This is a genomic window from Salmonella sp. 32020114201800008SM (assembly GCF_017572025.1).
Taxonomy (GTDB): Bacteria; Pseudomonadota; Gammaproteobacteria; order Enterobacterales; family Enterobacteriaceae; genus Salmonella; species Salmonella enterica.
On record NZ_JAGEQM010000005.1, the window covers coordinates 56,995 to 77,184 of the forward strand.

The window sequence follows — 20,190 nt, forward strand, 5'->3', positions numbered from 1 at the left end:
ATGAGCCTTGTCGCGGTTAACCAACCTCAAAAAACCTTACTATTTTCGGTAATATATATTGGCTAAGGAGCAGTGATATGCGCGTTAACAATTTAACCCCGCAAGATCTCAAGGCTTATGGTATCAACGACGTCCAGGATATCGTTTACAATCCCAGCTACGACACCCTTTATCAGGAAGAACTTAATCCTGGTCTGGAAGGCTATGAGCGTGGCGTGTTAACTAACCTGGGCGCTGTTGCCGTTGATACCGGTATTTTTACCGGTCGTTCGCCTAAGGATAAGTATATTGTTCGCGACGACACCACGCGTGATACGCTGTGGTGGTCCGATAAGGGTAAAGGTAAAAACGATAATAAGCCGCTTTCCCAGGAAACCTGGCAACACCTGAAAGGTCTGGTGACGCATCAGCTTTCCGGTAAACGCTTATTCATTGTTGATGCGTTCTGCGGCGCAAATGCCGATACGCGTCTTTCCGTGCGCTTTATTACGGAAGTCGCCTGGCAGGCCCACTTCGTTAAAAATATGTTCATTCGCCCAACGGACGAAGAGCTGGTAGGCTTCAAACCTGACTTTATTGTCATGAACGGCGCGAAGTGCACCAACCCGCAGTGGAAAGAGCAAGGGCTGAACTCGGAAAACTTCGTGGCGTTCAACCTGACTGAACGTATTCAGCTTATTGGCGGCACCTGGTACGGCGGCGAAATGAAAAAAGGGATGTTCTCGGTAATGAACTACCTGCTGCCGCTCAAAGGTATCGCCTCAATGCACTGTTCCGCCAACGTGGGTGAAAAAGGCGATGTCGCGGTCTTCTTCGGCCTTTCCGGTACCGGAAAAACCACTCTCTCCACCGACCCGAAACGTCGTCTGATTGGCGATGATGAGCACGGTTGGGATGACGACGGCGTGTTCAATTTTGAAGGCGGCTGCTACGCCAAAACCATCAAACTGTCGAAAGAAGCGGAGCCAGAAATTTATCATGCGATTCGCCGTGATGCGCTGCTGGAAAACGTCACCGTGCGCGAAGACGGCACCGTTGATTTCGACGATGGTTCCAAAACCGAAAACACCCGCGTCTCTTACCCGATCTATCATATCGATAACATCGTTAAGCCCGTGTCCAAAGCAGGTCACGCCACCAAGGTTATCTTCCTGACGGCGGACGCCTTCGGCGTGTTGCCGCCGGTTTCCCGTTTAACCGCTAACCAGACGCAGTACCACTTCCTGTCAGGTTTCACCGCTAAACTGGCCGGCACCGAACGCGGCGTCACCGAACCGACCCCCACCTTCTCCGCCTGCTTCGGCGCCGCGTTCCTGACGCTGCACCCGACGCAGTATGCTGAAGTGCTGGTGAAACGTATGCAAGCAGCGGGCGCGCAGGCTTATCTGGTTAACACCGGCTGGAATGGCACCGGCAAACGTATCTCCATCAAAGATACGCGCGCAATTATCGACGCCATTCTGAACGGTTCTCTTGATAACGCGGAAACCTTCCGTCTGCCGCTGTTCGATCTGGCGATCCCGACTGAACTGCCAGGCGTGGATACCCACATTCTCGACCCGCGTAACACCTACGCGTCGCCGGAACAATGGCAGGAAAAAGCCACCGCGCTGGCGAAACTGTTCATTGAGAACTTCGAGAAGTATACGGATACCCCGGCAGGCGAAGCGCTGGTTAGCGCCGGACCGAAGCTGTAAGGAACAGGCCGGATGGCGGCTTTGAACGGCGTCATCCGGCGTTGAGAAGAAAGGGAGGGTAATACCTCCCTTTCTTATGCCTCTTTTGTCGTCCCCTGGACGCGAGCCACAGGAACCGGTAGCCAGGCGCGAATTGACAATCCGCCACGCTCGCTGGTGCCAATCTCCAGCATCCCGTTATGGTTATCGATAATGCGCTGCACAATCGCCAGCCCCAGCCCTGTGCCGCTGGTGCTACGGGCGCTGTCGCCACGCACAAAAGGCTGGAACAGATGTTTACGCTGCTCCGGCTTAATGCCCGGCCCGTCATCTTCTACCTGAAACCAGGCGCGATGCGACTCGGTGCCGCTGCTGACCTTAATCCAGCCGTTGCCATAGCGGGCAGCATTGACCACCATATTCGCCACCGCGCGCTTAATCGAGAGCGGGTGCATTTTCACCTGGATGCTGCCTGCCTGAAGCGCAGTGTTAATCTCACGCTCATAGCCGCTTTCCGCCGCAATCACCTCGCCCAGCACGGAATTGAGATCCGCCATCTCCATTGGCATTTCCTGACCGGTACGCAGATAGTCAATAAACTGTTCGATAATGGCGTTACACTCTTCGATGTCTTTATTGATCGACTCCGCGAGATAACCGTCTTCCTCGCCCATCATCTCCGTCGCCAGACGAATACGGGTCAACGGCGTGCGCAAGTCGTGGCTGACGCCCGCCATCAATAGCGTACGGTCATCGGCCAATTGCTTCACGCCGGCTGCCATATGGTTAAACGCCCGGGTCACAGAGCGCACTTCAGAGGCGCCATATTCACGCAGCGGCGGCGGAATAATTCCCTTCCCTACCTGCAAGGCGGCATGTTCAAGATCCACTAACGGTCGATTCTGTATACGAATAAACAGCCACGCGCCGCCTATCGCCAGGAGCATGATCGCCAGAGTGTAACGGAAAAGCGGAGAAAAATCGCCCTGATGAATCTCGGTCAGCGGCACGCGCACCCAGATATTGGGCGACAGCCAGGTTTTGAGCCACACGACGGGCGAGCTTTTGTTGACCTCAACGCGCACTTCCGTCGGGCCGCCTAATTGCTGCGCCATCTGGTGGCTTAAGAATTCGTAGTGTTGCGCCCAACGCAGCCCGGCCTCTTCAGCGGCTTCGTTGGTGTAGAGAGAGATCCCCAGCTCGCGATAGATTTCCCGACGAAACGCAGGCGGCACGACTAACTGCGTGCCGTCCTCCAGTTGCAGCTTATCGGTCATCAGCATACGGACTTCGTAAGCCAGAACCTTATTAAACTGCTGGAGGCTCGGCAAAATCGCGAAGTTCAGCACCACCAGGTAGGTCGTCACCAGGCTGACGAACAGCAAGGTGACGATGAGCAACAGCGTGCGGGCAAATGAACTTCGCGGCGAGAAGCGCATTCGCCTCATGCTTTAGAACCGTCCGGTACGAAGACGTAGCCCAGGCCCCAGACGGTCTGAATATAACGCGGATGTGCCGGATCTTCTTCCACCATACGGCGCAGGCGGGAGATCTGGACGTCGATGGAGCGTTCCATCGCGGAATACTCGCGGCCACGGGCCAGATTCATCAGCTTATCGCGAGAGAGCGGCTCGCGCGGATGGCTGACTAACGCTTTCAGTACCGCAAACTCCCCGCTGGTCAGCGGCATCGGTTCATCTTCACGGAACATCTCGCGCGTACCGAGGTTCAGTTTAAACTTACCGAACGCGATAACGGCCTCTTCCTGCGACGGCGCGCCGGGCAGTTCGTTTGCCTGACGACGTAACACGGCGCGAATACGCGCCAACAGCTCGCGCGGGTTAAACGGTTTAGGAATGTAGTCATCGGCGCCGATTTCCAGCCCGACGATACGGTCAACCTCTTCACCCTTCGCCGTGACCATAATGATCGGCATTGGATTACTTTGACTACGCAGGCGACGACAAATCGACAGACCATCTTCACCTGGCAGCATTAAATCCAGTACCATGAGATGGAAAGATTCACGGGTCAGCAGACGATCCATCTGCTCAGCGTTAGCGACGCTTCGAACCTGGAAGCCCTGCTCGGTCAGATAACGTTCCAGTAGCGCCCGCAGACGCATATCGTCATCAACCACCAGAATCTTATAATTCTCTTGCATTGTCTGTACTCCCAAAGGTTCGCAACAAATGTAAGTGTGTATTCTTAAAAAAGCTCACGTGAGTCACCAGCAAATTCTGGTATGAATTTCAGGCTAAATTGTTACAAAGCATATTTAACAGCAGCTTAAATATACAATTAATCGGCAACCCCATTATTTATTCTGTCGGGACGATCACGTTATACCCCGTGTGCGCAATATCGACAGCAAAGGTAAATCAACGAGATGAAAACGCCCCTGATCACCCGCGAAGGGTACGAAACACTCAAACAAGAGCTCAATTATCTCTGGCGTGAAGAGCGCCCGGAGGTCACCAAAAAAGTGACCTGGGCTGCGAGTCTGGGCGACCGCAGCGAGAATGCCGACTATCAGTATAATAAAAAGCGCCTGCGTGAGATCGACAGACGCGTCAGATATCTGACCAAATGCATGGAAAATCTCAAAATCGTGGATTATTCCCCGCAGCAGGAGGGCAAAGTCTTCTTCGGCGCCTGGGTGGAAATTGAAAATGATGACGGCGATACGCTGAAGTTCCGCATTGTCGGCTACGATGAAATTTTCGGACGTAAGGATTACATCTCTATCGACTCGCCGATGGCGCGGGCGCTACTGAAAAAAGAAGTGGGCGATCTGGCGGTGGTCAACACCCCTGTCGGCGAAGCAAACTGGTACGTCAATGCGATCGAATACGTCAAATAAGACAAGAAGAATCCTAAGCCCCCGCTGATGGCTGGCATTTTTGCCAGCCAATCCGTATAACTATCCCCTGATTTTTATCCTGAAGACGAAGCTAACCCATGATGAATGATTCTTTCTGCCGCATTATTGCGGGTGAAATCCAGGCAAATGCCGGGCAGGTTGAAGCTGCCGTTCGCCTGCTTGACGAAGGGAACACCGTGCCGTTTATCGCACGTTATCGTAAAGAAATCACCGGCGGTCTGGATGACACGCAGTTGCGTAACCTGGAAACGCGTCTGGGCTATCTGCGTGAGCTGGAAGACAGGCGTCAGGCCATCCTCAAGTCCATTTCCGAACAAGGCAAACTGACCGATGAGCTGGCTGGCGCCATCAACGCTACGTTAAGTAAGACCGAGCTCGAAGACCTCTACCTGCCCTATAAACCTAAACGCCGCACCCGTGGACAAATCGCCATTGAAGCCGGCCTTGAGCCGCTGGCCGATCTGCTCTGGAACGAGCCGTCCCACGATCCTGACGTGGAAGCGGCAAAGTACATTGATGGCGACAAAGGCGTGGCGGACACGAAAGCCGCGCTCGACGGCGCACGCTACATTCTGATGGAGCGCTTTGCCGAAGACGCCGCATTGCTGGCGAAAGTACGTGATTACCTGTGGAAGAACGCCCATCTGGTCGCCACCGTCGTGAGCGGCAAAGAGGAAGAAGGGGCAAAATTCCGCGACTATTTCGACCATCATGAGCCCATTGCTAGCGTCCCGTCTCACCGTGCGCTGGCCATGTTCCGTGGTCGTAACGAAGGCATTCTGCAACTTTCGCTCAATGCCGACCCACAGTTTGATGAGCCGCCAAAAGAAAGCTACTGCGAGCAAATCATCATGGACCATCTCGGCCTGCGGCTGAATAACGCCCCGGCGGATAGCTGGCGCAAAGGCGTAGTGAGCTGGACGTGGCGTATCAAAGTCTTAATGCACCTCGAAACCGAACTGATGGGCACCGTGCGCGAACGTGCGGAAGATGAAGCGATTAACGTGTTTGCCCGTAACCTGCACGACCTGCTGATGGCAGCCCCCGCAGGCCTGCGCGCCACGATGGGCCTTGATCCTGGCCTGCGTACCGGCGTAAAAGTCGCTGTCGTTGACGGCACCGGCAAGCTGGTGGCGACGGATACCATTTATCCGCATACCGGTCAGGCGGCCAAAGCGGCTACCGTGATCGCCGCGCTGTGCGAAAAATACCACGTCGAACTGGTCGCGATTGGCAACGGTACGGCCTCGCGTGAAACCGAACGCTTCTATCTCGACGTACAGAAACAGTTCCCGAACGTGACGGCGCAGAAAGTGATCGTCAGCGAAGCGGGGGCGTCCGTGTATTCCGCTTCTGAGCTGGCGGCGCAGGAGTTTCCGGATCTCGACGTCTCCCTGCGCGGCGCGGTCTCTATCGCGCGTCGTCTGCAGGATCCGCTGGCGGAACTGGTGAAAATCGATCCGAAATCCATCGGCGTCGGCCAATATCAACACGATGTCAGCCAGACCCAATTGGCCCGTAAACTGGATGCGGTGGTCGAAGACTGCGTAAACGCCGTCGGCGTCGATTTGAATACCGCCTCCGTGCCGCTGCTGACCCGCGTCGCGGGCTTAACGCGCATGATGGCGCAAAACATCGTCGCCTGGCGCGATGAGAACGGTCAGTTTCAGAACCGCCAGCAACTGTTGAAGGTGAGCCGTCTGGGGCCGAAAGCGTTTGAGCAGTGCGCGGGCTTCCTGCGTATTAACCACGGCGATAACCCGCTGGATGCCTCCACCGTCCACCCGGAAGCCTATCCGGTTGTCGAACGCATTCTGGCGGCGACGCAGCAAGCGCTAAAAGATCTGATGGGCAACAGCAACGAATTGCGTCACCTCAAGGCCGCTGATTTTACCGACGATAAATTCGGCGTGCCGACCGTGAGCGATATCATCAAAGAGCTGGAAAAACCGGGCCGCGACCCGCGTCCTGAATTTAAAACCGCGCAATTCGCCGATGGCGTCGAAACCATGAACGACCTGCTGCCGGGGATGATTCTAGAAGGGGCGGTCACTAACGTCACTAACTTCGGCGCGTTTGTCGATATCGGCGTTCATCAGGATGGCCTGGTCCACATCTCTTCCCTGTCGACTAAGTTCGTCGACGATCCACACACCGTGGTAAAAGCTGGCGACATCGTGAAGGTGAAAGTGCTGGAAGTGGATCTGCAACGTAAGCGTATTGCGCTGACGATGCGTCTGGACGAACAGCCCGGCGAAACCGCCGCTCGCCGCGGCGGCGCCGCCGATCGCGCGCAGGGCAACCGCCCGGCGTCAAAAGCGGCGAAACCGCGCGGTCGTGACGCCCAGCCAGCCGGTAACAGCGCCATGATGGACGCGCTGGCAGCGGCAATGGGGAAAAAACGCTAATCGGGTAATACGCAGGCCGGGTTACTTCTTATCCGGCCTGCGATTTTGCAATACGTCCAACCCTTTCTTTTTTAATTAACAATTAAATCTTACCCATTAGAATCTGTTAATTAATTTTCTTCTGCTATCTGCACTATTAATTATCACTTTATTAACAGATGAAACCTTAATTAAACATTAAAAACGGTGGATATTTGCACATTAGGGGTATTTGCAAAAAGACAAATAAATGTTGAGCCATATCAACATCGGCGCAAATTATCGCTTATTTGTACATTCCGTCACATTTTAATCGTTGAAGATAGAAACCATTCTCATTATCATTGTGTTGTTGATTATTTACTCTTTCCTTCGTTGGCTAAACATCGGGTCTCCTGCCGCCCCCCTGAGCGCCGCATGAGGTATACATCCAGTTAGTAAGAAACAAGTAGGTCGTATGCAATTCACTCCTGACACTGCGTGGAAAATCACCGGCTTTGCGCGTGAAATCAGCCCGGCGTATCGTCAAAAACTGCTTTCGCTCGGCATGTTGCCCGGCTCTTCATTTAATGTTGTCCGCGTCGCGCCCTTAGGCGATCCGATCCATATCGAAACACGACGCGTGAGTCTGGTTTTACGTAAAAAGGATTTGGCGTTAATAGAAGTGGAAGCGGTTTCCTGTTAATACAGTGAGTCTATAAAAATGAAAAAATTAACCATTGGTTTAATTGGTAATCCTAATTCCGGCAAGACCACCTTATTTAACCAACTCACCGGCGCGCGTCAGCGCGTGGGGAACTGGGCGGGCGTCACCGTCGAGCGTAAAGAGGGCCAGTTCGTGACAACTGACCACCAGGTCACGCTGGTAGATTTACCCGGCACTTATTCTCTGACGACCATCTCGTCACAAACCTCTCTCGACGAACAGATCGCCTGCCACTACATCCTGAGCGGCGACGCCGATCTGTTGATAAACGTTGTGGACGCCTCCAATCTGGAGCGCAACCTCTATTTGACGCTGCAACTGCTGGAGCTGGGTATCCCCTGTATTGTCGCGCTCAACATGCTGGATATCGCCGAAAAACAGCAGGTTCGTATTGATGTCGACGCTCTGTCCACGCGTCTGGGTTGCCCTGTCGTACCGCTGGTATCGACTCGCGGCCGCGGTATCGAGGCGCTGAAACTGGCCATTGACCGTCACAACGCTAACGACAACGTCGAACTGGTGCATTATGCCCAGCCGCTGCTGCGCGAAGCGGATTTCCTGGCCGACGCGATGGCCCAGGAGATGCCTTTACAACAGCGCCGCTGGCTGGGTCTGCAAATGCTGGAGGGCGATATCTACAGCCGGGCTTACGCAGGCGAGGCGGCGCAAAACCTGGACACCTCCCTTGCCCGTCTGAAGGACGAAATGGACGACCCGGCGCTGCATATCGCCGACGCCCGTTACCAGTGTATCGCCGCTATTTGCGACGTGGTAAGTAATACCCTGACAGCCGAACCCAGCCGCTTCACCAGGGCGGTCGATAAAATTATCCTGAACCGCTTCCTCGGCTTACCGATTTTTTTGTTCGTGATGTACCTGATGTTCCTGCTCGCCATTAACATCGGCGGCGCGTTGCAACCCCTGTTTGATGCCGGTTCCGTCGCCATCTTTATTCATGGCATTCAATGGATTGGCTACACGCTGCACTTCCCGGATTGGTTAACCATCTTCCTGGCGCAAGGTCTTGGCGGCGGGATCAATACCGTCCTGCCGCTGGTGCCGCAAATCGGGATGATGTACCTGTTCCTCTCCTTCCTTGAAGACTCCGGTTATATGGCGCGCGCGGCCTTCGTCATGGATCGCCTGATGCAGGCGCTGGGACTACCGGGTAAATCCTTCGTGCCGCTGATTGTCGGCTTCGGCTGTAATGTACCTTCCGTGATGGGCGCCCGCACGCTTGACGCTCCGCGCGAACGCCTGATGACCATCATGATGGCGCCGTTTATGTCCTGTGGCGCGCGCCTGGCGATTTTCGCCGTCTTTGCCGCCGCCTTCTTCGGGCAAAACGGCGCGCTGGCGGTCTTCTCGCTGTACGTGCTGGGTATTGTCATGGCGGTATTAACCGGCCTGATGCTGAAGCATACCATTATGCGCGGCGAAGCTTCTCCGTTTGTGATGGAGCTGCCGGTTTACCACGTCCCGCATATCAAGAGCCTGATCATCCAGACCTGGCAACGCCTGAAAGGTTTTGTACTACGCGCCGGTAAAGTCATTATCATCGTGAGTATTTTCCTGAGCGCGTTTAACAGTTTCTCGCTGAGCGGCAAAATCGTCGATAACATTAATGACTCCGCCCTCGCCTCTGTAAGCCGGGTCATCACGCCAGTCTTTAAACCGATCGGCGTCCATGAGGATAACTGGCAAGCGACCGTGGGTCTGTTTACGGGCGCCATGGCGAAAGAAGTTGTCGTCGGTACGCTGAACACGCTCTACACCGCCGAAAATATTCAGGACGAAGCGTTTAATCCTGCCGACTTTCACCTCGGCGATGAACTGCTGGGCGCGGTTGACGATACCTGGCAAAGCCTGAAAGACACCTTTAGCCTGAGCGTACTGGCTAACCCGATCGAAGCGAGTAAAGGTGACGGCGAAATGGCGACCGGCGCGATGGGCGTGATGGATCAAAAATTCGGCAGCGCCGCGGCGGCGTACAGTTACCTGATTTTCGTCCTGCTTTACGTACCGTGTATCTCGGTAATGGGCGCTATCGCCCGCGAGTCCAGCCGCGGCTGGATGGGCTTCTCCATCCTGTGGGGGCTGAATATCGCCTATTCGCTCGCCACGCTGTTCTACCAGGTTACCAGCTTCAGTCAGCACCCGACGTACAGCCTGATCTGTATTCTGGCAGTGATCGTCTTTAACGTTGTGGTGTTAAGCCTGTTACGCCGCGCCCGCAGCCGTGTAGACATTGAACTGCTGGCAACCCGCAAAAACGTAAGTTCCTGTTGTTCGGGCACTGCGGGCAATTGTCACTAAGGGATGTAAAAAATGGCTTCATTGATACAGGTTCGCGATCTACTGGCGCTACGGGGGCGTATGGAGGCAACGCAGATCAGCCATACGCTGCACGCTCCGCAGCCCATGATCGACGCCATGCTGAATCAACTGGAGATCATGGGTAAAGCGGTACGTATCCCGGAAGAACCGGACGGCTGCCTTTCAGGCAGCTGTAAAAGTTGTCCGGAAGGTAAAGCCTGCCTGCGCGAATGGTGGACCTTGCGTTAGCCTTCGCCGGGTAGCGACGTAACGCGTCTTATCCGGCCTTTATCCCGCGTTATGTTGCCCGGTACGCGTCACGCTGCCGGGCAATTTTGCGTCATGCCTTCCACAAAGATGAAAGCGTTACCGCCGTGCGCATTTATCTCCCCACGCGCCTCGCAAGCGCACTAATCCTCTACTGCAATCAGCCCGGTCTGCGCGTAGTGTCACGCCATTGAACTTCACCGATGACGGATCGATATGGCGACCTCAACAACATCCACGCCGCATGACGCGGTATTCAAACAGTTTTTATGCCACCCCGATACTGCACGGGATTTTTTGGAAATCCATCTCCCGACGACATTACGTCAAATCTGTAATCTGAATACGTTACGGCTGGAGTCCGGTAGCTTTATTGAAGAGGATTTACGCCCCCATTATTCCGATATTCTTTGGTCGCTGGAAACAAGTGAAGGTGAAGGTTACATTTACGTGGTTATTGAACATCAGAGTACGCCGGACGCGCATATGGCATTTCGGCTGATGCGTTACGCAATGGCTGCAATGCAACGGCACCTGGAGGCCGGGCATAAGACGTTGCCGTTAGTGGTGCCAATGCTGTTTTATCACGGAAACCGCAGCCCGTATCCGTTCTCATTATGCTGGCTGGATGAATTTGCCGACCCGGTGATGGCGCGTAAGCTATACGCCACCGCCTTTCCTCTGGTCGATATTACGGTCGTGCCGGACGACGAGATTATGCGACACCGACGGGTCGCGCTGCTGGAACTCATACAAAAACACATCCGCCAGCGTGATCTGATGGGGCTTGTCGAACAGCTGGTCGCCCTGCTGGTTAAGGGATACGCTAATGACACCCAGCTTCAAAGTTTGTTTAATTACATGATGCACACTGGCGACGCCGCGCGCTTCAATACGTTTATCCGCCAGGTGGCTATGCGTATCCCACAGCATAAGGAGAAGATCATGACTATCGCAGACAGATTACGTCAGGAAGGACATCGTAACGGGTTACAGCAAGGCAAGCAGGAAGGCCAACGGCTCGCCGCATTGCGCATTGCCCGCTCCATGCTAAACGATGGTTTCGATCGCGATACCGTGCTTAGGGTTACCGGGCTGGCGCCTGCCGATCTGGCGTCTGAAAGCCATTAACCTTGCAGAATGGTCCGGGCCCGGCAACGCCCTGGTTACAGCGATGATTTTAGCGTCATCAGCGCCTGACAAAACGCCGCCGGATGCGAGATAAACGGCGCATGGGCCGCCTTCGCCATTATCTGTGATGTACTGTGCGGCCATAACGTATCGAGCAAAGGCACGATTTTACGCGGCACCAGACCGTCCAGATAACCATACAAACGCAAAAACGGCATGTTCACATTTTTAAGCGCTTCTCGTAGATCGACCGTTTTTAAGATTTCCAGTCCGCCATTGAGCACGTCTACATCCGGCATAGGCTGCGCCAGCACCACGCTTTTTAAGGTGCGGGCATCCTGACGCGCCGTCTCCGTCCCTAACGTTTGCAGCGCCAGAAAACGCTCCACCGTGCGCTGAAAATCGTCGCTAAGCTGCTGCTGGAATCCACCGAGGATTTCTGGTTTTATTCCCGGCCACCCCTCACGCGCGCTAAAGCATGGCGAAGAGGCGACTGTCACCAGCGCCTGAACGCGTTCAGGGTGGGTGAGCGCCATCTGACTCGCCACCAGGCCGCCCAGGCTCCAGCCAAGCCAGATAGCCTGGTCCGGCGCGTTTTTCGCTACCTGCGCCGTCATCTCTTCAAGCGTCATGGCGCCAAACCCCGAGCTGCGACCATAGCCCGGCAAGTCGACCAGATGCAGCGTAAAATGCGAGCCGAGTTCCTCGCGAATGCAATGCCATACCTCCGCGTTCAATCCCCATCCGTGCAGCAGCACAAGATGACAATTTCCCTCGCCGTAGGTCTGCCACCAGATGTCATTCATCAGTTACTGTTCTCTTTTGTCTAACAAGGATGCACCTATGCTAACAGTACCGGGATTATGCTGGCTATGCCGAATGCCGCTGGCGTTAAGCCACTGGGGGATTTGTTCCGTATGCGCGCGCGCCGTTCGTCAGCGCGTCAGCCTGTGTCCACAATGCGGATTACCTGCCGCGCATCCTTCGCTCCCCTGCGGTCGCTGCCTGCAAAAACCTCCGCCCTGGCAGCGTCTGGTGAGCGTCAGTGACTATACACCGCCCTTGAGTTTACTGGTGCATCAGCTTAAATTTACCCGCCGCAGCGAAATTGCCGCCGCACTGGCGCGTCTACTGTTGCAGGAAGTCCTCATGGCGCGCCGCAGCACTGGCTTGCAGCTTCCCGACAGAATCGTCAGCGTTCCGCTCTGGTCGCGCCGACACTGGCGGCGGGGATTTAACCAAAGCGATCTGTTATGCCAACCGTTAGCGCACTGGCTGGGCTGCGCGTGGGACAGCCAGACCATCACGCGGGTACGGGCGACCGCAACACAACATCATCTCAGCGCCAGGTTACGTAAACGCAATTTGAAAAACGCGTTTCGCCTTGAATTGCCGGTACAGGGTCTCCATATGGTTATTGTGGATGATGTCGTCACTACCGGAAGTACCGTCGCGGAAATCGCGCAACTGCTTTTGCGCAACGGCGCAGCGACTGTCCAGGTATGGTGCCTGTGTCGAACCTTGTAGAGCCTCGATGATGGGCGTATTATAACCAACTAAAATAGTCAACTATTAGGCCATTACTATGATCCGTATTTCCGATGCTGCACAAGCGCACTTTGCCAAACTGCTGGCAAATCAGGAAGAAGGGACGCAAATCCGCGTATTTGTCATTAATCCCGGCACTCCTAACGCAGAGTGCGGCGTTTCTTATTGTCCGCCCGACGCCGTAGAAGCCACCGATACTGCACTGAAATTTGACCTGTTGACCGCTTATGTTGATGAACTGAGCGCGCCCTATCTGGAAGACGCGGAAATTGATTTCGTGACCGACCAGCTAGGTTCTCAACTTACATTGAAAGCGCCAAACGCGAAGATGCGCAAAGTGGCCGATGACGCGCCGCTGATGGAGCGCGTGGAATATGCTCTGCAATCGCAGATTAACCCGCAGTTGGCGGGCCACGGCGGTCGCGTCTCGCTGATGGAAATTACCGATGAAGGCTATGCAATTCTGCAGTTTGGCGGCGGTTGTAACGGTTGCTCGATGGTTGACGTCACGCTGAAAGAAGGGATCGAGAAACAGTTGCTGAATGAATTCCCGGAGCTGAAAGGGGTTCGCGATCTGACCGAACACCAGCGCGGCGAGCACTCCTACTACTAAGATTTTCCCCGCATCCATGCCCGATGGCGCTTGCGCCTGTCGGGCCTTATCTGCCCCACCGTAGGCCGAATAAGGCGTCTACGCCGCCATCCTGCGCCATCAGCCACATCTCAGAACGATGGTCCTTCTTCTTTCGCCGATAACATGACCTGTGTCTCATAATTTAAATTTTGCCTGCCAGGGTCATTTTCAACACCCACATGTTACCCGTATCATTCTTATGGGCACCTAACATCCATATAACATCTGACTACGCTCATTCGTTTCAACGGTAATCAGTATTGGTGCTATTGCGACTCTGTTCCCGTCGGGAACAACAGGAATTTGTCGTCGAAACAATGACGTTACCCATAACAAAGTAAAGGCCAGGTAAATCATGCCATTAGTCATCGTTGCTATCGGTGTTATCTTGTTACTTCTTCTGATGATCCGCTTCAAAATGAACGGATTTATCGCCCTTGTCCTGGTAGCGCTCGCTGTCGGGTTGATGCAGGGAATGCCGCTGGATAAAGTCATCGGCTCCATCAAAGCCGGTGTCGGCGGTACGCTTGGCAGTCTGGCCCTGATTATGGGGTTCGGCGCCATGCTGGGCAAAATGCTTGCCGACTGCGGCGGCGCTCAACGTATCGCCACTACCCTGATCGCGAAATTTGGTAAAAAGCATATTCAGTGGGCCGTAGTGTTAACCGGCTTTACCGTCGGCTTCGCTCTGTTCTATGAAGTGGGCTTCGTTCTGATGCTGCCGCTGGTATTCACCATTGCCGCAGCAGCGAATATCCCGTTACTGTACGTCGGCGTGCCGATGGCCGCGGCGCTTTCCGTCACACACGGCTTCCTGCCGCCGCACCCGGGCCCAACCGCAATCGCCACGATTTTCCATGCCGATATGGGTAAGACGCTGCTGTTTGGTACGATTCTGGCAATCCCGACCGTGATCCTTGCCGGACCGGTTTACGCCCGTTTCCTGAAAGGTATCGATAAGCCGATCCCGGAAGGCCTGTACAGCGCGAAAACTTTTACGGAAGAAGAGATGCCGGGCTTTGGCGTCAGCGTCTGGACGTCGCTGGTTCCGGTGATTCTGATGGCGATGCGTGCGATTGCCGAGATGATTCTGCCAAAAGGCCACGCTTTCCTGCCCGTTGCCGAGTTCCTGGGCGACCCGGTAATGGCTACGTTAATTGCCGTACTGATTGCGATGTTCACCTTTGGCCTGAACCGCGGGCGTTCAATGGATCAGATTAACGATACGCTGGTCTCTTCCATCAAAATTATCGCCATGATGCTGCTGATCATCGGCGGCGGCGGCGCGTTCAAGCAGGTGCTGGTCGATAGCGGCGTGGATAAATACATCGCTTCAATGATGCATGAAACCAATGTCTCTCCGCTGTTAATGGCGTGGTCTATCGCGGCGGTGCTGCGTATCGCGCTGGGCTCCGCGACTGTCGCGGCGATTACCGCAGGCGGCATTGCGGCGCCGCTGATCGCCACTACCGGCGTTAGCCCTGAACTGATGGTTATCGCAGTCGGTTCCGGGAGCGTGATTTTCTCTCACGTCAACGACCCGGGCTTCTGGCTGTTCAAAGAGTATTTCAATTTGACTATCGGCGAGACCATTAAATCCTGGTCGATGCTGGAAACGATCATCTCCGTCTGCGGCCTGATCGGCTGTCTGCTGTTGGGTATGGTGGTTTAAGCGAGACGGCTTGTAGGCCGGATAAGGCAGCAATGTGCGCCAGGATTGCCTGATGGCGCTGCGCTTATCAGGCCTACGTGCTCTCACCATCATAAAGCCGGGGAAATCCCCGGCTTTATTACTTCTTCTTCGCGGCCGCTTTTCGGCGCTTATCCAAATCCTTAATCAGCTTGTTTACGCCCTCATCGGCAAACATCTGCTCCAGCGTGGCGGTGAGCTTCCGCCGCCAGTTTTTATACTGATCGCTGGTGCCCGGTACGTTAACCGGATCGGCCATATCCAGCCAGTCCTCCGGCTGAAGCCCCAATAGACCGCTGTTACTGTCGGCGATATAGCGCTGAAGTCCGCGATTTAGCGTTGGCGTCATCGACATTAACGATGCCTTATGCCCGGCGCGTTTTGGCAGACAGCCATATTTATGCAGCGCGTCCAATAGCCCCTGTTTCGCCCGCTCGCGATCCTCATACAGCCCGCGCAGAATCACTTCATCCGGATAAAGCCCCAGAGCTTTACCCAACGTCAGGTCACCGCATTCCCAATAGCCGCGCAGCGTGGGGAGATCGTGCGTCGAGGCGACAGCCATCGATTGTTGCGGATACGCACCTGGCGCGCGGAAGTTTTTCTCAAGGTCATTTTCAAACCACAGCACTTTATAAGAATAGACCCCGCTATCGCGCAGCTTGCCGACAATCTCAACTGGCACCGTCCCCAGATCTTCGCCTATCACCATACAGCGGTGACGTTGGCTCTCCAGCGCCAGAATAGAAAGCAAATCATCTACCGGATAATGGACGTAAGCCCCCTGATCCGCTGTTTCGCCATACGGTATCCACCACAGACGCAGCAACGACATGACATGGTCAATGCGCAACGCGCCGCAGTTTTGCATATTGGCGCGCAGCAGGTCGATAAAGGGCTCATACGCCCGGGCGACAATGATATGCGGGTCCATTGGCGGCAGCCCCCAGTTCTGACCGAGCGGGCCGAGGATATCCGGCGGCGCGCCGACAGATGCTTTCAGGCAGTACAGCTCCCGGTCGCACCAGGTTTCCGCGCCGCCTTCCGCTACGCCAACCGCCAGATCGCGGTACAGACCAATCGGTAGTTTAAAACTCTGGCAGGTATCCCAGCAGGCGGCGAATTGGCGCCAGGCCAGCCACTGAAGCCAGAGATAAAACTCCACCTCTTCGCGGTGCGCTTCACAGAATTGTTTTACAGCGGGAGACTCTACCGACTGGTACGCCTCCGGCCAGGCTGGCCAGCCCCAGCGCTGCTCATCCTCTTTCACCTGATACGCATGCAGCGCGTCGAATGCCGCCTGCCAGTAAAGGCTTTCGCCTTCGCGGGCGATAAAGTGACGAAACTCCGCCATTTGCGCATCGTCGCGAGCGGCAAAGCGCGTCCACGCCATCCGCAGCGCCGTGATTTTCAGCGCGGTAACGGTAGCGTAATCGACCCATTGCGCATCGCGCGCCTGTCGCAGCTGTTGCTGTGTGGCGGGCATTTGCCACCATGCCTGCGCCTCTTCGCTCAGGCGGAAATCTTCGACGGCGTTGACGTCGATATATATCACGTTCAGCCAGCGACGAGACGAGGGGCTGTAGGGACTGGCGCTCTCCGGATTCGCCGGATAAAGCGCGTGGATCGGGTTCAGGCCGATAAACGCGCCGCCGCGTGTCGCCACGTCGACCAGCATCGACTTCAAATCGCCGAAATCGCCAATACCCCAGTTTTTTTCTGAACGCAGAGTATAAAGCTGGACGCAGGCCCCCCACAGTTTTTTCCCCTCCAGCAGCGCCTGCGGCTCATAGCATCGCGGCGGGGCAACGATAATACGGCAGTGCGTACGCTGTTCATCCTGAGTCAACGTCAGGGTGTGGTAGCCCTCCGGCAATGTAGCCGGAAGGTTAAGTTTTTTACCGCCCGTCACGCGCCCTTTGTAATGCACGCCCTCTTCCGTAGTCAGCAGCCAGGCAAACTCACCGCGCCCCTCTACCGGCAACGCCATTTTTTTACCCGCGGTATAAACCTTCACATTCGGCACGACCGACTGTGGTCCTGTTGTCGTGCCGTGCATCGCCGCCAGCAAACGTCTCTTGGTTTCAGCGCCAATAGACTGCGGTTTGCCATGAGCATTGATGTAACTGGGACTGATCCCCGCCGCCAGCGCGGCACTATCGAGACGTTTATTTTCCATCGCGCTCCCTTAGCGTTTTGCCTGCCAGATACGGGCCTGATAATCGCGAATAGAGCGATCGGAACTGAACATACCGCAGCGCGCGGTATTGAGGATCGCGGCGCGCGTCCACGCTTCCTGGTCGCGATACAGCGCATCCACCTGCTTTTGCGCCTCGACATAAGCGGCGAAGTCCGCCATGACCAGGTACGGATCGCCCCCCTGTTTGCCGAGGCTATGCAGCATCTGGTCAAAGGCATGTTTATCGCCATCGCTGTATTGACCGCTTTCCAGCTCTTTTAGCACCGCATCCAGCACTTTGTCTTTTTTACGCCATTTCACCGGATCGTAGCCTTTGGCTTTGAGCGCCTTGACCTCTTCCACAGTATGGCCAAAGATAAAGATATTCTCTTCACCCACCTTTTCAGCGATTTCCACGTTAGCGCCGTCCAGCGTTCCCACTGTCAACGCCCCGTTCAGCGCCAGTTTCATGTTGCCAGTGCCGGACGCCTCTTTCCCGGCAGTGGAAATTTGCTCGGAAATATCCGCCGCCGGAATGAGCATTTCCGCCGCCGAGACGCAGTAATCCGGCAGGAAAACCACCTTCAGCTTGTCACCCACCGCCGGGTCGTTATTAATGACTTCCGCAACCTTATTGATAGCAAAAATGATGTTCTTCGCCAGGTAATAGCCCGGCGCCGCCTTCGCGCCAAACAGGAATACGCGCGGTACGCGATCAGCCTGCGGGTTTTCACGGATCTCTTTGTACAGCGCCAGAATATGCAACAGATTCAGATGCTGACGCTTGTACTCGTGCAAGCGTTTGATCTGAATATCAAAAATCGCATGGCTCGAAATTTCAATCCCGGTGCGGGCCTGGATAAATTTCACCAGCCGTTCTTTGTTCGCCCGTTTGATGTCGCGATACTGCTGACGGAACTTCGCATCGTCAGCGTATTTTTCGAGGTTGATCAACTGGTCGAGATCGTTAGCCCACTCTTTTTTCAGCGTTTTATCCAGCAACGCCGCAAGCTGCGGATTGCACTGTTTGATCCAGCGACGCGGCGTAATGCCGTTGGTGACATTGTGGAATTTGTTCGGCCAAAGCTGGTGATATTCCGGGAACAGATCTTTCACCACCAGATCGGAGTGCAGCGCCGCCACGCCGTTGACCGCAAAGCCGCTGACCACGCACATATTGGCCATGCGCACCTGACGGTCATGCACCACCGCCAGTTTTGCCCATACCTGCTTATCGCCAGGCCAGGTCTTATCGACCAGCGTCTTAAAGCGATCGTTAATCTGCTTGATAATCTGCATATGACGCGGCAACAGCGCTTTGATTAACCTCTCGTCCCAGCACTCCAGCGCTTCCGGCATCAGGGTATGGTTGGTGTAGGCGAAGGTTTTGCTGGTGATAGCCCAGGCGTCATCCCAGCTCAGCTGGTGCTCGTCAATCAGCACGCGCAGCAGTTCAGGGATGGCAATAGTCGGGTGAGTATCGTTCAACTGAATGACCTCGTAATCCGCCAGCTCATGCAGTTTGCGTCCGGCCAGATGATGGCGACGCAGAATATCCGCTACCGAGCAGGCGCACTGGAAGTATTGCTGCATCAGGCGCAGTTTTTTACCCGCCGTGTGGTTATCGTTGGGATAAAGCACCTTCGTCAGTTTTTCCGCATCGATACCCTGCTGTTCCGCCCGCAGGAAAGCGCCGTCGTTGAATTTGGTCAGATCAAACGGATGCGCGTGGGTCGCCTGCCACAAACGCAGCGGTTGAGCGACACCGTTACGATAGCCTAACACCGGCAGATCCCAGGACTGGCCTGTAATCACAAAACCTGGTTCCCAGCGCCCTTCTTTGGTGACTTTACCGCCGATTCCAACCTGGACGTCCAGCGCCTCGTTGTGGCGGAACCACGGATAGCTGCCGCGATGCCAGTCATCCGGCGCCTCCATCTGCTTGCCCTCAACAAATGACTGACGGAACAGCCCATACTGGTAGTTCAGACCATAGCCCGTAGCGGACTGCCCGACGGTGGCCATCGAATCGAGGAAGCAGGCGGCCAGACGTCCCAGACCACCGTTGCCGAGCGCCGGATCGACTTCCTCTTCCAGCAGATCGGTCAGATTAATATCGTGCGCTTTCAGCACATCGCTAACGTCCTGGTACCACCCCAGATTTAACAGGTTATTTCCCGTCAGGCGGCCAATCAAAAATTCCATCGAAATGTAGTTCACATGACGCTGGCCTTTCGTCGGCTGCGCTACCGGTTGCGCGCTCAGTAATTCCGCCAGCGCGCCGCTAACGGCCTGCCACCACTGACGAGGCGTCATGTCGGACGCCGACAGTAAACCGAAACGCTGCCACTGACGCGTCAGGGCGGCCTGGAATTGATCTTTATTGAAGGTTGGCTGTGACATAGGAAATCCGTCCTCGGGTAATAAAACAACGTTATCGCTAGTTTGCCAGGCTCGATGTTGACCTTCCTCCTCCCGGCAATGATTAGGGAGGGAGGAGGAGCGGGGATGAGCATAAAAGTGTGATCGCCGCCACTTACCCCTGTATAAACGCGCCGATTCCTGTCAACGACACCCAGTGTTACGCATAATCAAATGAATAAACAGAAATAACAGTAAATCGCGAAGGGGTATTTTCGAAGATTATATGAACGCCGAAATAGTTTCTTACCTGAAATATTCAGCAGCGGGAGGTTCACTAACTTAACATAATTAATTAAACGCCTGGTATCGCCATTGTGTTAAATCCGGATGATGTCCAGGACATTATTT

The 20,190-nt window shown here is 55.0% G+C and carries 15 protein-coding genes; 10 read left to right on the top strand and 5 right to left on the bottom strand.

The genetic code is table 11. The features are described 5' to 3' along the window. Positions 1–77: 77 nt before the first annotated feature. Positions 78–1,697 carry a phosphoenolpyruvate carboxykinase (ATP) gene (pckA, locus tag J4613_RS14490; protein WP_001265689.1) on the top strand — a complete coding sequence of 540 codons (1,620 nt, stop codon included), beginning with the start codon at positions 78–80 and terminating at the stop codon, positions 1,695–1,697. Positions 1,698–1,771: 74 nt separating this feature from the next. Here the strand turns inward: pckA and envZ are convergent, their stop codons facing one another. Both envZ and ompR read right to left on the bottom strand, forming a co-directional pair. Then, entirely contained in the window at positions 1,772–3,124 is a 1,353-nt protein-coding gene (envZ, locus tag J4613_RS14495) for a two-component system sensor histidine kinase EnvZ (RefSeq protein ID WP_001253818.1), read from the bottom strand. Then, a complete protein-coding gene (gene ompR / locus J4613_RS14500) occupies positions 3,121–3,840 on the bottom strand; it encodes a two-component system response regulator OmpR (RefSeq protein WP_001157751.1) in 720 nt (239 codons plus the stop codon). Before ompR ends, envZ begins: the two co-directional genes overlap by 4 nt. 225 nt (positions 3,841–4,065) lie before the next feature. On the opposite strand from ompR, the gene greB reads away from it, so the two are divergent. From greB to J4613_RS14530, 6 genes are all read left to right on the top strand, one after another. After that, positions 4,066–4,539 (top strand): transcription elongation factor GreB, encoded by a 474-nt coding sequence (gene greB, locus J4613_RS14505; protein ID WP_000856695.1) that lies wholly within the window; start codon positions 4,066–4,068, stop codon positions 4,537–4,539. A gap of 98 nt (positions 4,540–4,637) precedes the next feature. After that, on the top strand, positions 4,638–6,968 hold the full coding sequence (locus J4613_RS14510; protein ID WP_023243446.1) for a Tex family protein: 2,331 nt from the start codon (positions 4,638–4,640) through the stop codon (positions 6,966–6,968). A 436-nt stretch (positions 6,969–7,404) separates the two neighbouring features. Next, positions 7,405–7,632: a ferrous iron transporter A gene (gene feoA, locus J4613_RS14515; protein WP_001160955.1), complete on the top strand. Its 228-nt coding sequence runs from the start codon at positions 7,405–7,407 to the stop codon at positions 7,630–7,632. An 18-nt stretch (positions 7,633–7,650) separates the two neighbouring features. Beyond that, a complete protein-coding gene (feoB, locus tag J4613_RS14520) occupies positions 7,651–9,969 on the top strand; it encodes a Fe(2+) transporter permease subunit FeoB (protein ID WP_079959466.1) in 2,319 nt (772 codons plus the stop codon). A 12-nt stretch (positions 9,970–9,981) separates the two neighbouring features. Then, positions 9,982–10,218, top strand: a complete 237-nt coding sequence (gene feoC / locus J4613_RS14525; RefSeq protein ID WP_000157590.1) for a [Fe-S]-dependent transcriptional repressor FeoC — start codon at positions 9,982–9,984, stop codon at positions 10,216–10,218. Between the two features lie 234 nt (positions 10,219–10,452). Then, positions 10,453–11,367, top strand: coding sequence for an Rpn family recombination-promoting nuclease/putative transposase (locus J4613_RS14530; protein ID WP_000235955.1), 915 nt, complete (start codon positions 10,453–10,455; stop codon positions 11,365–11,367). Between the two features lie 35 nt (positions 11,368–11,402). On the opposite strand, the gene bioH is transcribed toward J4613_RS14530, so the two are convergent. Beyond that, positions 11,403–12,173, bottom strand: a complete 771-nt coding sequence (bioH, locus tag J4613_RS14535; RefSeq protein ID WP_000998144.1) for a pimeloyl-ACP methyl ester esterase BioH — start codon at positions 12,171–12,173, stop codon at positions 11,403–11,405. A gap of 37 nt (positions 12,174–12,210) precedes the next feature. On the opposite strand from bioH, the gene gntX reads away from it, so the two are divergent. From gntX to gntT, 3 genes are all read left to right on the top strand, one after another. Next, positions 12,211–12,894, top strand: coding sequence for a DNA utilization protein GntX (gene gntX, locus J4613_RS14540; RefSeq protein ID WP_000958732.1), 684 nt, complete (start codon positions 12,211–12,213; stop codon positions 12,892–12,894). A 58-nt stretch (positions 12,895–12,952) separates the two neighbouring features. Further along, entirely contained in the window at positions 12,953–13,528 is a 576-nt protein-coding gene (nfuA, locus tag J4613_RS14545) for a Fe-S biogenesis protein NfuA (RefSeq protein ID WP_000619387.1), read from the top strand. A 376-nt stretch (positions 13,529–13,904) separates the two neighbouring features. After that, a complete protein-coding gene (gntT, locus tag J4613_RS14550) occupies positions 13,905–15,221 on the top strand; it encodes a gluconate transporter (protein WP_001131737.1) in 1,317 nt (438 codons plus the stop codon). A 118-nt stretch (positions 15,222–15,339) separates the two neighbouring features. On the opposite strand, the gene malQ is transcribed toward gntT, so the two are convergent. Together malQ and malP are read right to left on the bottom strand one after the other, a co-directional pair. Beyond that, positions 15,340–17,418, bottom strand: coding sequence for a 4-alpha-glucanotransferase (gene malQ / locus J4613_RS14555; protein ID WP_111742218.1), 2,079 nt, complete (start codon positions 17,416–17,418; stop codon positions 15,340–15,342). 9 nt (positions 17,419–17,427) lie between these two features. Beyond that, positions 17,428–19,821 carry a maltodextrin phosphorylase gene (malP, locus tag J4613_RS14560; RefSeq protein WP_111742217.1) on the bottom strand — a complete coding sequence of 798 codons (2,394 nt, stop codon included), beginning with the start codon at positions 19,819–19,821 and terminating at the stop codon, positions 17,428–17,430. Positions 19,822–20,190 lie beyond the last annotated feature (369 nt).